The following is a 13943-nucleotide window of genomic DNA, read 5'->3' as shown; positions in this document are numbered from 1 at the left end:
GGCGAGGGCATGACGAGCGGCGAACTGGACGCCCTGCTGCGCGTGACCTCCAGCACCTACCGGGGAGACGCACCCGACATCGCGTTCGGCACCTACGACGGCGCCGTGGGCCGGCTCGTGCTGGCGGTGACCGCCAAGGGCGCCGTGGCCTGCTCCTTCGAGCCGGAGAACGACGTCTTCGAGCTGATCAGCCGCACCGTGGGCCGCTTCATCGGCCCCGACCCGCGCCGCCTCGACCCGCTGCGCAGAGAGCTGGACGCCTACTTCTCGGGGCGGCTGCGGGCCTTCGCCACGCCGGTCGACCTGGCGCTCGCCACGCCGTTCGCGCGCACGGTGCTGCAGAAGACGATGGCGGTCCCCTACGGCACGACCACGACGCTGGAGCGCATCGGCGAGAGCATCGGCCGGCCGCGCGCGCTGCGGGCGATCGGCAACGCGCTGGCCTCCAACCCCCTCTGCGTGATCGTCCCCTGCCACCGGGTGGTGCGCGAGGACGGCGCGCTCGGCGACTACGCGGGGGGCGTCGCCGCCAAGCAGCACCTGCTCAACGTCGAACGGCGCGCCTCGACCGGCCCGTGAGCGCCCCGGCGAGCAGCGTCACCAGCGCCGCCACCAGGGCCGCGCCGAGCGCGCCGTTCATCCACGGCTGGCGGGTGAAGCCGATCGCGTCGCGCAGGCCCGCCCAGATGCCGTCCCAGGCGGCGACGGTGGGCGTCGAGGTGGTCAGCCAGTAGGCGACGAACCCGAGCGCCCACGGCACCAGCATGCTCGGGCGCGAGGGGGCGTCCTCGGCGGTGTTCCACTGGCCGGCGCGGGCGAAGACGAAGTAGTCCACGGCCAGCACGGCGAACATCGGCACGAAGACCGCCCCGATCACGCCGAGGAACGCGCCGTACGAGGTCACGTCCACGACCAGGGCGATCGCGACGGTCAGCACGCCGATCGCGACGGAGAACAACCGCCGGTCCACGCGCGGCAGCAGGTTCTGCAGGGACATCGTGGTCGAGTAGACGTTCGCGAACGACTGGTCGGTCTCGCGCAGCACCAGGATGCCGAAGAACAGCGCGCCGAGCGGGGCCGCCACGAACGGCGCGAAGACCGCCGTGCTGTCGGCGGTGACGGCGGCGGAGCCGGCGATGGCGACCGCGTACACGCCGAGCCCCAGGCAGGCGACCTGGGCCAGCGTGTAGCCGCCGACGACGCCGGTGAACGCGGCGCGGCTGGAGCGGGAGTGCCGGGCGAAGTCGGCGGCCATCGGCACCCAGGAGACCGACAGGGCGATCACGTAGTCGACGGCGGCCGGGAACGCGGTCCACGAGCCGCCGGTGTACGTGGGGGCCTCGTTCAGGAAGAACCAGGCGAACCAGAGCATCGAGATGATCACGCCGACCGTAACGTAGCGGCGCAGCAGCCGGATCGAGCCGAGCGGCCAGATCGTCAGCGCGGTGGTGAGCACCCCGGCGACGATCACCCACACCTGGTAGGGCACCCCGCCGAAGATCGCGGTGGCGGCCTTGGCGATCACCCACAGCTCGAACGCCCCCCAGCCGAGCATCTGGACGATGTTGAGCACCGTGGGGACGTAGGAGATCTTCGCTCCGAACAGCCCGCGCAGCAGCACCATGGCGGGCTGCCCCGTCCGCGTGCCGGGGACGGCGGACAGACCGACCATGGCGGTGCCGATGAGGCTGCCGACCAGGGCCGCGACGAGCGCGCCCGCCAGGCTGAGCGGGGCGTTGCCGAGGGGGTCGAGCAGGAACAGCGCCCCGGAGAAGCCGAGGAGGCTGACGCCGAGGTTGGCCCAGAGGGCGCCCTGGTCGAGGACGCCGAGCGTCTTCGGCGGAGCGCCGTCGAGGGTCAGGGGGACTTCGTCGGCGACATGCGCCATCGCACACTCCCTACGCCGGCATTACCCGGACAGGTTCAGGCGGTCGGCAGCGGCTGGTCAGCTGCCCTCTCAGCCCGGCGAACCCCGAGCTCCCGCGACGATCTGTAGTTTTCGCCCTCATGATGCCTCAATGGCGCCAGAAGCGCCATATGAGGCTCTTCCTCGGCCGATCAGGCCACGAACGGGTCCTGACCGGTCTCGCTCACCATGGGCCGGCGCGCGGCCTCCCACGACTGCATGCCGCCGCCGACGTTGACGGCGTCGCGTCCGAGCTGGTTGAGCCAGGCCGCGACCTGCAGCGACCGGCCGCCGACCCGGCAGACGACGTAGACGGTGCGGTCGGCCGGGATCTCCTCGACCCGGCCCTGGATCTGGGTCATGGGGATGTGCACGGCCTCCGGCGCGTGGCCCGCGAGCCATTCGTCCTGCTCACGCACGTCGAGCAGGTAGGCGTCCGCGGGGACGGCGCTGGCCTCGGTCTCAGGAACGGTCATGCTTCCATTGTCCCGCCCGCGCGGAGCTATTTGAGCAGCTTGGACATCCGCCGGTCGGCCAGGGGCTTGCCACCCGTCTGGCAGGTCGGGCAGTACTGCAGCGAGGAGTCGGCGAACGACACCTCGCGGATCGTGTCGCCGCACACGTCGCAGGGCTGCCCCGTCCGGTTGTGCACGCGAAGGCCCGACTTCTTCTCCGCCTTGAGGTCCTTGGCGGCCAGGCCGTGCGCCCGCTCGACGGCGTCGGCGAGCGTCGTGACGATGGCCTCGTGCAGGTCGGCGACCTGCGCGTCGGTCAGCGTCCCGGCGATCTTGAACGGGGACATCCGCGCCGCGTGCAGCACCTCGTCGGAGTAGGCGTTGCCGATGCCCGCGATGATCTTCTGGTCGCGGAGCAGGCCCTTGATCTGGGTACGGTTGCCGCCCACGATGCGCTTCAGCGCGTCCACGGTGAAGGCCGGGTCGAGGGGGTCGGGGCCGAGGGCGGCCACGCCGGGCACCTCGTCCGGATTTTTCGTGACATAGATGGCGAGCCGCTTCTGCGTCCCCGCCTCCGTCAGCTCGAACCCCGGCGCCTGCCCCTCGTCGTCGGGCGCGAAGCGCACCCGCGCCGCGAGCGGGCCCTTGCCCGGCCGCACCGGCTTGGCCCCCGACATGTCGTCGCGCCAGCGCAGCCACCCGGCCCGCGCCAGGTGGAAGACCAGGTGCAGCCCGTCACAGTCGAGGTCGAGGAACTTGCCGTGCCTCGCCACCCCGGTGACGGTGAGCCCGCCGAGCGCCGTGACCGGCGGATCGAACGTCTTGAGCGCCTGGATGCCGACCACTTCGACGGCCATGATGGACCGGCCCACCGCCCGTTCGCGCAGGAAGTGGGCCAGAGACTCCACTTCGGGAAGTTCCGGCATGCCCCCAGAGTACGGTGCGCGCCGGACCATCCACAGCCTGTGGAAAGCGCCGGGCGATTAGTGTCGGGGCATGAAGGTGACGATCGCCGAAGAACTCCTCCTGCTCGCGTACAGCGAGGACGAGGGCAAGCAGCTCATCAGCACCGTGCAGCTCGACCCCGCGCTGGCCGGCGCGCTCCTCGCCGAGCTCGCCGTCGAGGGCCGCGTCGAGCTGACGGACGACAGGCTCGTGCTCATCGACTCCGCATCTACCGGGGACGACGAGCTGGACGCCGTGCTGAGCCGCCTGGGCGACGAACGCAAGGAGCGCAAGCCCGCCTGGTGGGTGCAGCGCCTGCAGTCGCACAAGCTGCGGGCGCGCCTGCTGACCAGGCTCGCCCAGTCCGGCGTGCTGACCGAGCAGCGGGGCAAGGTGCTCGGGATCTTCCCCGTCACGCGCTGGCCGGAGGCCGACCCGAGCGTGGAGGCCGACGTCAGGGAGCGGGTGGCGAGCGTGCTCGGCGGCGCGGAGCCCGACCCCCGCACCGCCGTCCTGATCGCGATCATGCACGCGGCCAAGCTCGACCGCAAGGCGTTCCCCGGGGCGAGCAAGGAACGGGTGAAGGAGCTCGCCGAGGGCGCCTGGGCGGGCGACGCGGTGGCGAGGACGATCGCGGCCATCAACGCCGCCACCATCACCGCGATCACCGCCGCCACGGTCGTCGCCACCAGCGGCGGCTGAGCACCCGGAGGGGCCAGGGCTCAGTTGGCGTCGATCACTTCCTTCGGCACCGGCTTGTCCTCCTTGAGCGCGTCGAACAGGGCGACCGCCTTGGTGCGGTCCCACTTGATCGCCGTGCCGCCGCTCGCCACGCTCTCCTCCCCGCCGAAGGGCACCACGGTCGTCACCGGGCTGTCGCCCATGGACAGCCCGAGCGACAGCATGTCGAACACGCCCGTGTCGGTGTCGACCTCGACGGCGTCGGTGGCGCTCATGGCCAGCGGGATCGAGGTGAACGGGTTGATCAGCACGCCGGGGCTCGCCGCCTTCTTCACGACCGCGCCGAGGAACTGCCGCTGCCGCTTGGTCCGCTCGAAGTCGGGCAGCGCGCCGCCCTTCCTCGTGCGTACGTAGCCGAGGGCCTGGGAGCCGTTGAGCACCTGGGTGCCCTTCTTCAGCTTGAGCCCGGCCTTGGGGTCGTCCACCGCGGCCCGCACGTTGATCTCGACCCCGCCGACCGCGTCCACGATGTCCACGAACCCGGCGAACCCGATCTCCATGTAGTTGTCGATGTGCAGGCCGGTGACCGTCTCCACGGTGCGGACGAGCAGCTTGGGTCCGCCGAAGGCGTAGGCGGAGTTGAGCTTGTCGCGGCCCCTGCCGGGGATCGTGACGGCGGAGTCGCGCGGCAGGCTGACCAGCGTGGGCCTGTCGCCGCTGTCGGGGATGTGCAGCAGCATCATCGAGTCCGTACGCTGCCCGACCGCACGCCCGGTCGCCAGCTTCTTGCGCTGGGCGGCCGAGAGGCCCTTGCGGCTGTCGGAGCCGACCAGCAGCCAGTTGGTGCCGGGGGTGTCGTCCGGGCGGCCCTCGTAGGGGTCGAGCACGCCCTCGATGCCGGTCAGCCGCGAGTTGACCCAGAAGAGCAGGCCGATGCCCGTCACCAGCAGCGCCACCAGGGCCGCCGCGATGATCTTGACGATGAGCCGGCCGGACGGCCGCCTGCGCGGCCCCCGGGGCGTCCCGCCGCGGCCCTGCTCGGGCGGTTCGCCGCCGCCGCCCGACGACGAGCGCAGCGGCCGGACCGGGCCGCCGCCGCCGCCGGAACGTTCCCGGCCGTAGACGCGCGAGCGCCCCTGCGCCGGCGCGCCGTCGTTCGCGGCGCGCGGGGACGACGGCTCGGGCGCCTGCGGGACGGTGGGAAGCTTGTGGGTGGGCGCGTTCGCCCCTTTCAAGGGCGGCGTCTGGTGGGCGGGAGCGCCGCCCGAGCGGAGGCCGTCGTCCGGCCTCGGCGGCAGCGGGCGCCCGTCGCCCGGCGAGCGCATGGCTCGCGTCCGGTCGTCCTCAGACACTTCGCCTTCTTCCCCTTCGGTATGTCATAGACGGTACGTCGATCCCCCCGACTGTGCGGAGTGCCGCCAAGGTTGCTCCACGGAAAAGTACCGGGAACCAAAAGATCGTAAGCGGCGCGGACACCCTCGAATGACCCTTGTGACGGGTGTGACGGAAGCAGCGGCGGAAACATAGACGCCGCCTGCGTCGTTAGTTAAGGGACGACCTCTATCGAAGGGATGATCGTGTCCGCTCCGGACCCGTGGAGTCCATGCCCGTGCCGGTGCACGGGTTCCTCTGAGGGCTCACTGCGGTGAGCGCCTATCTCGGGCTACTGGCCCTGTTCCTCCTCACCGCCGCGACCGGATTCTTCGTCGCCCAGGAGTTCGCCTACGTCGCCGCCGACCGGGGTGTCCTGCGCGAGCAGGCCGCCGCCGGTGACGCCGCCGCCGACAAGGCGCTCAAGGTCACCTCGCGCCTGTCGTTCATGCTCTCCGGCGCCCAGCTCGGCATCACGGTCACCGCGTTGCTGGTCGGCTTCCTCGCCGAGCCGGCGATCTCCGTGATCGTCCGCCCCTGGCTGGAGGGGACGGGCATGTCCGACACCATGATCTCCGGCGTGTCCGTGGCCTCCGGCGTGCTCGTGGCGACGGTGGTGCAGATGGTCCTCGGCGAGCTGGCTCCCAAGAACCTGGGCATCGCCAGGCCCGAGCCGGTGGCCAAGTTCCTGGCCCGGCCGACGCTGGTGTACCTGGCGGTGGTCGGCCCCGTGGTGCGGCTGTTCGACTCGGCCGCCACGGGCCTGCTGCGCCTGGTCGGCATCGAGCCCGTGGAGGAGGTGGAGCACGGGGCGACCCCCGAGGAGCTGTCGCGCATCATCGAGGAGTCGACCCGCGCGGGCGAGCTGCCCCCGCGGCTGTCGGACCTGCTGGAGCGGGCGCTGGAGTTCGGCGACCGCACCGCCGAGGAGGCCATGGTGCCGCGCCCCCGCGTGGTCGTGCTGCGCGAGTCGCAGCCCATCTCCGACCTCCTCGGCGTCATGCGCGAGCGCGGCCACTCCCGCTACCCGGTGCTGGCCGAGGACGGCGACGTGCTGGGCGTGACGGGCGTCCGCGAGCTGCTGGCCTCCGGCCTGGAGGAGGGGCGCGTCGGCGCGGTGACCCGTCCCGCGCTGCTGGTGCCCGACAGCCTGCCGCTCCCGCTCGTCCTCGACCGCATGCGCGGCGCCAAGGACGACATCGTCTGCGTCATCGACGAGTACGGCGGCCTGGCCGGCGTCATCACCGTCGAGGACCTCGCCGAGGAGCTGGTGGGCGAGCTGCTGGACGAGAACGACCCCGAGCCGCTCGGCGCCGTGCAGCGCCCCGGCGGCGTCTGGGAGGTGCCTGGACGGCTGCGCCTGGACGAGGTCGAGCGCGCCACGGGCCTCAGCCTGCCCGAGAGCGACGACTACGACACGCTCGCCGGCCTGGTCCTGGCCCGCCTGGGCCGCCTGCCCGACCCGGGCGACGCGGTGTCCGTCCCGGTCACCGCGGACACGGACGACCCCTTCGAGGAGGACGAGGGCGGCCGTACGGCCCGCCTGACGGTGATGTCGCTCAACAGACGAGTGCCGGAGTGGGTCCGCGTGTCCCCGGAGGAACAGCCGGCGGAACAGCCGGCGGAACAGGCTGCTGAGCAGCGGGGCGAGTGGGCGGAGGCGGCCCGATGACGCTGCTGCTCCTCAGTCTCGCCCTGCTCGCGTTCAACGCCCTGTTCGTGGCCGCGGAGTTCGCCTTCGTCTCGGCCCGCCGCCACCGGCTGGAGGAGATGGCCACGGGCGGCAACCGCCTGATCCGCGTCGCCGCCAAGTCGGCGGTCGGCGGCGGGCGGCAGCTCTCCCTCATGCTGGCCGGCGCGCAGCTCGGCATCACCCTGTGCACCCTGGGCCTCGGTCAGGTCACCGAGCCGGCGCTGGAGCACGCGATGGAGCCGCTGTTCGCCGCTCTGGGCGTCCCCGAGGGCCTGCGCCTGCCGATCTCGCTCACCATCGCCCTGGCGCTGGTGACGTTCCTGCACATGGTGGTCGGCGAGATGGCGCCGAAGTCGTGGGCGCTGACCCACCCCGAGCGGGCGGCGCTGCTCCTGACGCTGCCGTTCCGCGCGTTCACCAGCGCGATGAGCCCGCTCCTGCGCTCGCTCAACGCCCTGACGAACGCCATACTGCGCCTCTTCGGCGTCCAGCCGAGGAACGAGCTGGCGACCACCCGCACCCCTCGCCAGCTCGCCATGCTGGTGGGCGAGTCGGGCCGCATGGGCCTGCTCGACCGCGAGGAGCACGACCTGCTCACCCGGGCGCTCCGCCTCCAGGCGGAGGGCATCGAGCGGCTGATGGTCCCCATCGAGCGCGCCGTGAAGGTGGGCGTGAAGGCGACCGGGCGGGAGATCAGGAAGGCGGCCGCCGGCAGCGGGCACCTGAGGCTGCTCGTGGAGGGCCCGTCGGGCGTCGAGGGCGCCCTGCACGCCAGGGACGCCCTCCTGCGGCCCGAGGCCACCGCGGAGTCGCTGAAACACCCCCTGCCTAGGCTGGCGTGCGTCACGCAGGTGCCGGAGGCCGTGACGGCCCTTCAGGACGCGCGGGCGCACCTGGCCCTGGTGACGAACGCCGCGGGCGCCGTCATCGGCATGGTGAGCCTCACCGACCTCCTGGGAGAGCTCCTGGACACCAGGGCGGCAGGGGCCACGGCGGGCTGAGCTCGGGTTCCCTCGTGCCGGCCGGTCACCGAGCCGGCACGAGAAAGCCCTTTTGTGAGCTAAATCACGCAAGCCACCCGAAAGCGATCTGCAAGCGGAGCCATCTACCGTCCTCCTTGCGGAGCGCGGCCGTGCGCACCAGGGCCCGACAAAGAAAAAGCCCCGGCTCTTGCGAACCGGGGCTGCTTTCGTCAGTGTGGGTCTGCCGATTTCATCGGTGGACCTGAGGTGGGCGAGGAGGGATTTGAACCCTCACGTCCTTTCGGACACACGGACCTGAACCGTGCGCGTCTGCCGTTCCGCCACCCGCCCTTGTGGGTGCGGAAAGAACATTAGCACGGAACAGCCAGTGGTACTGAACCCGGATACGATCGCATAAGACACGGGAGCGGAGGAGCTGGGCGCGAGAGCCGACGGGCGCCGAGGAACGCCGCCACGTGGAACAAGCGGAAACCGGGCGCCGGGCGCGCCTGGGGGCCGCGATCATATGCACGGAGGAAGGGAGGTACCCGGTGGGAGTCCTTCAGCGCTTCGAGCGAAGGCTCGAGGGCTTGGTTGAGGGAGCCTTTGCGCGGGCGTTCAAATCCGATCTCCAGCCGGTCGAGGTCGCCAGTGCGGTTCAGCGTGAGATGGACGAGCGCGCGGCGATCGTGGCCCAGGGTCGGACGCTCGTGCCCAACGACTTCGTGGTGGAGCTGTCCACGACCGACAGCGAACGGCTTGAGGTCTACGCCGACAGCATCAGCCACGAGCTGGCCAACCTCGCCAGGGAGTACGCCAAGGAGCAGGGCTACTCCTTCGTAGGACCGGTCCGGGTGCGTTTCGAGACCGCCGGCGATCTGGCTGTGGGCCTGTTCCGCATCCGGTCGGGGGTCATCCGCGGCGCGACGGTCGAGCAGGACGAGATCCGCCAGCCGGCGAGCGACCTGCCTCCGTCCCGGCCCAACGCGTTCAACGGGCGGCCCAGGCTGCTCGTGTCCACTCAGGACGACCCGCAGGGCGACCGCTCCTACGAGCTCACCACTCCGGTGACCTTGCTCGGCAGGGGCACCGACTGCGATCTTCGTCTCGTCGATCCAGGCGTCTCCCGGCACCACGCCGAGCTGCGCGTCGAGGGCCAGACAGTGGCTCTCGTGGATCTCGGATCGACGAACGGAACCTTCGTCAACGGCCAGCCGGTACGCAGGATCGAGCTCCAGAACGGCACGCGAGTGACGCTGGGTCGCACGACTCTGGTTTTCCGGCGCGATTAGAGGTAAACAGACGGTCCATGTCCGAGCTCACGCTGCTGCTGATCCGGCTAGCCTTCCTGGCGGTGCTGTGGTTCTTCGTCATTGCCGCAGTCGGCGTGATCCGGACTGACTTGTTCGGTTCACGCACGGCTCCCGCGGCCCCGCGCAAGGCGCCACGGACCACGAAGGCACCGGTGAAGCCCAAGAGCAAGAAGGGCGAGCCACGCCAGCTCATCGTCACCGGTGGCCCGCTGCAAGGCACCACCATCGACCTCACGGAGACGCCCATCACCATTGGCCGGGCGAACGACGCCACGCTGGTAGTCAGCGACGATTACGCATCCAGCCGGCACGCCCGGCTCTTCCCACAGGACGGCCAGTGGATCGTGGAAGACCTCGGCTCCACCAACGGCACGTACCTCGACCGCAACAAAGTCACCCGCCCGACCCCGGTGCCGCTCGGTGTTCCGATCCGCGTCGGCAAGACAGTCATTGAATTGCGCAAATGACCATCGCACTCCGCTACGCCGCCCGCTCGGACGTCGGCCTCCTCCGCGAAGGTAACGAGGACTCGGCGTACGCCAGCGGCCGCCTGCTCGCCGTCGCCGACGGCATGGGCGGGCACGCACACGGCGAGGTGGCGAGCTCAGTCGCCATCGCCGCCATGGCCTCTCTCGAAGAGGCCCCCCAGGGGGGTGACCTGCTCAACGCCATTGAGGCAGCGGTACGCGATGCCAACCGCAGGCTGCACGAGATGGTGGGCCGGGATCCCAGCCTCAAGGGCATGGGCACGACGCTCACGGCCATGCTGTGGAGCGGCACCCAGGTAGCCCTCGTCCACGTGGGAGACTCGCGCGCCTACTTGCTGAGACGCGGCGAGCTCTACCAGATCACCCATGACCACACCCTGGTCCAGCAGCTCGTCGACGACGGGCGCATCACGCCGGAAGAGGCCGCCACGCACCCGCAGCGCTCGATCCTGCTGCGCGCGCTCGACGGCAGCGGCGAGGTCGATCCCGACCTCACGCTGCGGGAGGCGCAGGTGGGCGACCGCTACCTGCTGTGCTCCGACGGGTTGTCAGGGGTGGTGAGCGCGGAGACGCTGCACGCCACGCTCACCAACATCGACGACCCCGAGGAGGTCGTCCGCCAGCTCATCGATCTGGCCAACCGCGGTGGCGGGCCGGACAACATCACCTGCGTGCTGGCCGACGTCCTGGAGATCGACGATGGGCAGCCGGTGCCCGCCGAGGCCGCCGTCGTCGGCGCGGCGGGGATGACCCGGCTGCATGGCGCCCCCCAGGACACCCAGCCGGGGCGAGCCGACGCGGTGACCGCGCCCCAGCCGGTCCTCATTGACGACGACTTCGGAGAGCCGGTCGCCCAGCGGCCGGCCGGCCGGCGTCGTCGCCGGATGTGGCCCGTGCTGGTCACCGTGCTCGGCGTGGGCGGCGCGGCCGTCGGCGTCGGCGGCTACTTTGGATACCAGTGGACCCAGGACCAGTTCTTCGTCGGCGCTAGGGGCGACGAAGTGGTCGTTTATCGGGGGGTGCAGAAGGAAGTGGGTCCCTTCCAGCTCTTCAGCGTCTCCCGGCCGACCGGGCGGCAGCTCTCCCGGCTGTCCGAGGCCGATCAGGCGCTGGTCAAGAGCGGCATACCGGTGACCAACGCCGACGCGGGCGTGGAGAAGATCAACAGCTTGAAGTTCTCCACGAGCCAGGCCGACGACGGCTCGACGACGGCGTCCCCGTCCCCCACGCCGTCGGCGTCCGCGACCAAGACCAAGACGAAACCGCAATAGATGAGCGAAGTCGCAGCTTCCCCCGTCCCCATGCCGGCCAAGCGCCGGGTGGCCCAGCTCGTGATGCTGGCGCTCGCGGTCCTGATCGTCATGGGCGCCTACGCCAACGTGGGCCTCGCCGTGGACGGCCGGGTGCCCGCGGGCATGCTGGCCTACGGTCTCGGCCTGGGCGGCATCATGCTGGTCGCCTACCTCGTGCTGGCCAAGTTCGCCCCCTGGGCCGACCCGCTGATCCTGCCGCTGGTGACGCTGATCAACGGCCTCGGCCTGGTGATGATCTACCGGCTGGAGTCGGCCAAGATGCCCGGCGCGTCGGCCGCGAACCAGATCATGTGGACCGGCCTCGGCGTCGTGATGTTCGCCGCCACCCTCATCGTGCTGCGCGACCACCGCATGCTGCAGCGCCTCACCTACACCGCGGGCGCGATCGGGCTGGTGCTGCTCGCGATCCCCGCGCTGCTGCCCGGCTCGCTGAGCGAGGTCCAGGGCGCCAAGATCTGGATCCGCATCGGCGGCTTCTCGATCCAGCCGGGTGAGTTCGCCAAGCTGGCGCTGGTGGTCTTCTTCGCCGGCTACCTCGTGGCCAAGCGCGACGTGCTGGCGCTGGCCGGCCGCAGGCTGCTCTTCATCGACCTGCCCCGCGCCCGCGACCTCGGCCCCGTCCTCGTGACGTGGGGGCTGAGCCTGCTCGTGCTGGTCTTCGAGAAGGACCTCGGCACCTCGCTGCTGCTGTTCGGCACGTTCATCGCGATGATCTACATCGCCACCCAGCGCACCTCGTGGGTGCTGATCGGCCTGCTGCTGTTCGTCGGCGGCGCCTATCTCGCCGGGCTCGCGTTCTCGCACGTGGGCGACCGGTTCGAGATCTGGCTCGACCCGGGCAACCCCGAGTTCTACGACCGCGAGATCGGCGGCAGCTACCAGATCATGCAGGGGCTGTTCGGCTTCGGCGCCGGCGGCATCCTCGGCACCGGGCTCGGCCAGGGGCATCCCGAGCGGATCCCGCTGTCGTTCTCCGACTTCATCTTCGCCGCCACCGGCGAGGAGCTGGGCCTGACCGGCCTCATGGCGTTGCTCATGCTCTACGCGCTGCTGGTCGAGCGGGGGCTGCGCACCGCGCTGGCGGCCCGCGACCCCTTCAGCAAGCTGCTCTCGGGCGGCCTCGCGTTCCTGCTGGCGTGGCAGGTGTTCATCATCGTCGGCGGCGTGACCAACCTCATCCCGCTGACCGGACTGGTCACCCCGTTCATGTCCCAGGGCGGCTCCGCCCTGCTGGCCAACTGGATCCTCATCGCGCTGCTGGTACGCACGTCCGACGCCGCCCGGCGCCCCCCACCCCAGGCGATCCAGAACGAAGGATTGACGCAGGTGTTCCAGCGATGAACAGCACACTGAAGCGCGTGTCCGTGGCCTGCCTGGCCATGTTCGCGCTCCTGATGATCAACGTGAACTTCCTGCAGGCGGTGCGGGCCGAGGAGCTGAGCGCCGACGCGCGCAACATCCGCAACTTCTACGAGCGCTACTCCATCGAGCGCGGGCGGATCACCGCCGGCGGCAAGGTGATCGCGCAGTCCGTGGAGACCGACAGCAAGCAGTTCAGGTTCATCAGGCAATACCCCGACGCCAAGCTGTACGCGCACGTCACCGGCTTCTTCTCGCCGGAGAGCGCGAGCGCGATCGAGGCCAGCGAGAACAAACTGCTCGACGGCTCCAGCGCCGACCTGCTGCTGCGCCGCAGCATCGACCTGTTCACCGGCGAGCCGACCAAGGGCGCCAACGTCGAGGTCACGATCAACCCCAAGGCCCAGAAGGCGGCCTACGACGCGCTGCGCCAGAGCGGCAAGCGGGGCGCGGTCATCGCGATCGAGCCCAAGACGGGCGCGATCCTCGCCATGGTGTCGCTGCCCACCTACGACCCGACCGAGCTGTCGGGCACCGACAAGGGCAAGGTGTTCTCCCGCTACGACGAGCTGGCCAAGGCCAAGGACCAGCCGCTGCTCAACAGGACGATCGGGCAGACCTACCCGCCGGGGTCGACGTTCAAGGTCGTGACGATGGCGGCCTACCTGGAGGACGACTCCGACCGCGGGCCCGACACGACCGTGGACGCGCCGCAGAACCTCCCGCTGCCCGGCACGAACATCAGCCTGCCCAACTACGGCGGCGCGGCCTGCGGCTCCGGCTCGGTCACGCTCACGTACGCGCTGGAGAGGTCCTGCAACACGCCGTTCGGCAAGATGGGCATGGAGCTGGGCTACGACAAGATGAACGAGCAGACCGAGAAGTTCGGCATGGGCACCCAGATCGGCGTGCCGATGTCGGTGGCGCAGAGCGACTTCGGCAAGGAGGAGGACAAGGCGGCGCTCGCCATGGCCTCCATCGGCCAGCGCAGCAACCGCATGACGCCGCTGCAGATGGCCATGATCGCGGCCGGCATCGCCAACAACGGCACGGTCATGAAGCCCTATCTCGTCAACAAGATCACCGACTCCAAGGGCGACACGATCGACGAGGCCGACCCCGACGAGCTGACGGACGCGGTCAGCGAGGAGACCGCCGGCAAGCTGCGGCAGATGATGGTCAGCGTCGTCCAGAACGGCACCGCCAACCTCGCGCAGGTTCCGGGCGTCCAAGTAGCGGGAAAGACGGGCACCGCGGAGACGGCCGACGGCCAGCCGCCGCACGCCTGGTTCATCTCCTTCGCGCCCGCCGACGACCCGAAGATCGCGCTCGCGGTCATCGTCGAGTCCGGCGCGGCCAACGTCGGCGCGGAGGCGACCGGCGGCCACACGGCCGCCCCGATCGCGAAGGCCGTGCTGGAGGCGGTGCTCACCAAGTGACCGACGGTAACCTGCTGG

General features: G+C 70.7%; 13 protein-coding genes, 1 tRNA gene and 1 riboswitch. Of the genes, 9 read left to right on the top strand and 5 right to left on the bottom strand.

Annotated elements, in window-relative coordinates:
* Positions 1 to 9: 9 nt before the first annotated feature.
* On the top strand, positions 10 to 579 hold the full coding sequence (locus tag AC27IY_RS17265; RefSeq protein ID WP_364460984.1) for a methylated-DNA--[protein]-cysteine S-methyltransferase: 570 nt from the start codon (positions 10 to 12) through the stop codon (positions 577 to 579).
* Here AC27IY_RS17265 and AC27IY_RS17260 read toward each other — a convergent pair.
* The 3 genes from AC27IY_RS17260 to AC27IY_RS17250 all read right to left on the bottom strand — a co-directional run bounded on the left by AC27IY_RS17260 (position 545) and on the right by AC27IY_RS17250 (position 3287).
* On the bottom strand, positions 545 to 1888 hold the full coding sequence (locus tag AC27IY_RS17260) for a purine-cytosine permease family protein (protein ID WP_487178515.1): 1344 nt from the start codon (positions 1886 to 1888) through the stop codon (positions 545 to 547). The genes AC27IY_RS17265 and AC27IY_RS17260 overlap by 35 nt on opposite strands.
* Positions 1879 to 1994: riboswitch (TPP riboswitch) on the bottom strand. (Overlaps the previous gene by 10 nt.)
* Positions 1995 to 2058: 64 nt before the next feature.
* Entirely contained in the window at positions 2059 to 2382 is a 324-nt protein-coding gene (locus AC27IY_RS17255) for a rhodanese-like domain-containing protein (RefSeq protein WP_344213887.1), read from the bottom strand.
* 26 nt (positions 2383 to 2408) lie between these two features.
* Positions 2409 to 3287 (bottom strand): Fpg/Nei family DNA glycosylase, encoded by an 879-nt coding sequence (locus AC27IY_RS17250; protein WP_487178514.1) that lies wholly within the window; start codon positions 3285 to 3287, stop codon positions 2409 to 2411.
* A gap of 70 nt (positions 3288 to 3357) precedes the next feature.
* Here AC27IY_RS17250 and AC27IY_RS17245 point away from each other — a divergent pair, with 70 nt between their 5' ends.
* A complete protein-coding gene (locus tag AC27IY_RS17245) occupies positions 3358 to 4008 on the top strand; it encodes a GOLPH3/VPS74 family protein (protein ID WP_449949277.1) in 651 nt (216 codons plus the stop codon).
* 20 nt (positions 4009 to 4028) lie between these two features.
* Here the strand turns inward: AC27IY_RS17245 and AC27IY_RS17240 are convergent, their stop codons facing one another.
* Positions 4029 to 5339, bottom strand: coding sequence for an LCP family protein (locus AC27IY_RS17240; RefSeq protein ID WP_487178513.1), 1311 nt, complete (start codon positions 5337 to 5339; stop codon positions 4029 to 4031).
* Positions 5340 to 5632: 293 nt separating this feature from the next.
* Here AC27IY_RS17240 and AC27IY_RS17235 point away from each other — a divergent pair, with 293 nt between their 5' ends.
* Positions 5633 to 7030, top strand: coding sequence for a hemolysin family protein (locus AC27IY_RS17235; protein WP_487178512.1), 1398 nt, complete (start codon positions 5633 to 5635; stop codon positions 7028 to 7030).
* The gene (locus AC27IY_RS17230) at positions 7027 to 8052 is read left to right on the top strand and encodes a CNNM domain-containing protein (protein WP_344213897.1); all 1026 of its coding nucleotides are present in this window, start codon (positions 7027 to 7029) and stop codon (positions 8050 to 8052) included. The genes AC27IY_RS17235 and AC27IY_RS17230 overlap by 4 nt, the downstream gene beginning before the upstream one ends.
* Positions 8053 to 8281: 229 nt before the next feature.
* Here AC27IY_RS17230 and AC27IY_RS17225 read toward each other — a convergent pair.
* Positions 8282 to 8364 (bottom strand) — tRNA-Leu (locus tag AC27IY_RS17225).
* 200 nt (positions 8365 to 8564) lie between these two features.
* Here AC27IY_RS17225 and AC27IY_RS17220 point away from each other — a divergent pair.
* From AC27IY_RS17220 to AC27IY_RS17200, 5 genes are read left to right on the top strand one after another with little or no spacing between them, the layout of a single operon-like run.
* Positions 8565 to 9305, top strand: a complete 741-nt coding sequence (locus tag AC27IY_RS17220) for an FHA domain-containing protein (RefSeq protein WP_091081864.1) — start codon at positions 8565 to 8567, stop codon at positions 9303 to 9305.
* A 17-nt stretch (positions 9306 to 9322) separates the two neighbouring features.
* Complete coding sequence (locus tag AC27IY_RS17215; protein ID WP_423452140.1) at positions 9323 to 9793, top strand: FHA domain-containing protein FhaB/FipA; 471 nt, start codon at positions 9323 to 9325, stop codon at positions 9791 to 9793.
* Complete coding sequence (locus AC27IY_RS17210; RefSeq protein WP_344213901.1) at positions 9790 to 11085, top strand: Stp1/IreP family PP2C-type Ser/Thr phosphatase; 1296 nt, start codon at positions 9790 to 9792, stop codon at positions 11083 to 11085. Before AC27IY_RS17215 ends, AC27IY_RS17210 begins: the two co-directional genes overlap by 4 nt.
* Entirely contained in the window at positions 11086 to 12468 is a 1383-nt protein-coding gene (locus AC27IY_RS17205; protein ID WP_423452141.1) for an FtsW/RodA/SpoVE family cell cycle protein, read from the top strand.
* A complete protein-coding gene (locus AC27IY_RS17200) occupies positions 12465 to 13925 on the top strand; it encodes a peptidoglycan D,D-transpeptidase FtsI family protein (protein WP_344213905.1) in 1461 nt (486 codons plus the stop codon). Before AC27IY_RS17205 ends, AC27IY_RS17200 begins: the two co-directional genes overlap by 4 nt.
* The last annotated feature ends 18 nt before the right edge of the window (positions 13926 to 13943 follow it).

This window comes from Nonomuraea sp. B208, from assembly GCF_057536035.1.
Note: the sequence above shows the minus strand (reverse complement) of the source record. Positions and strands in the feature narration are given on the sequence as shown.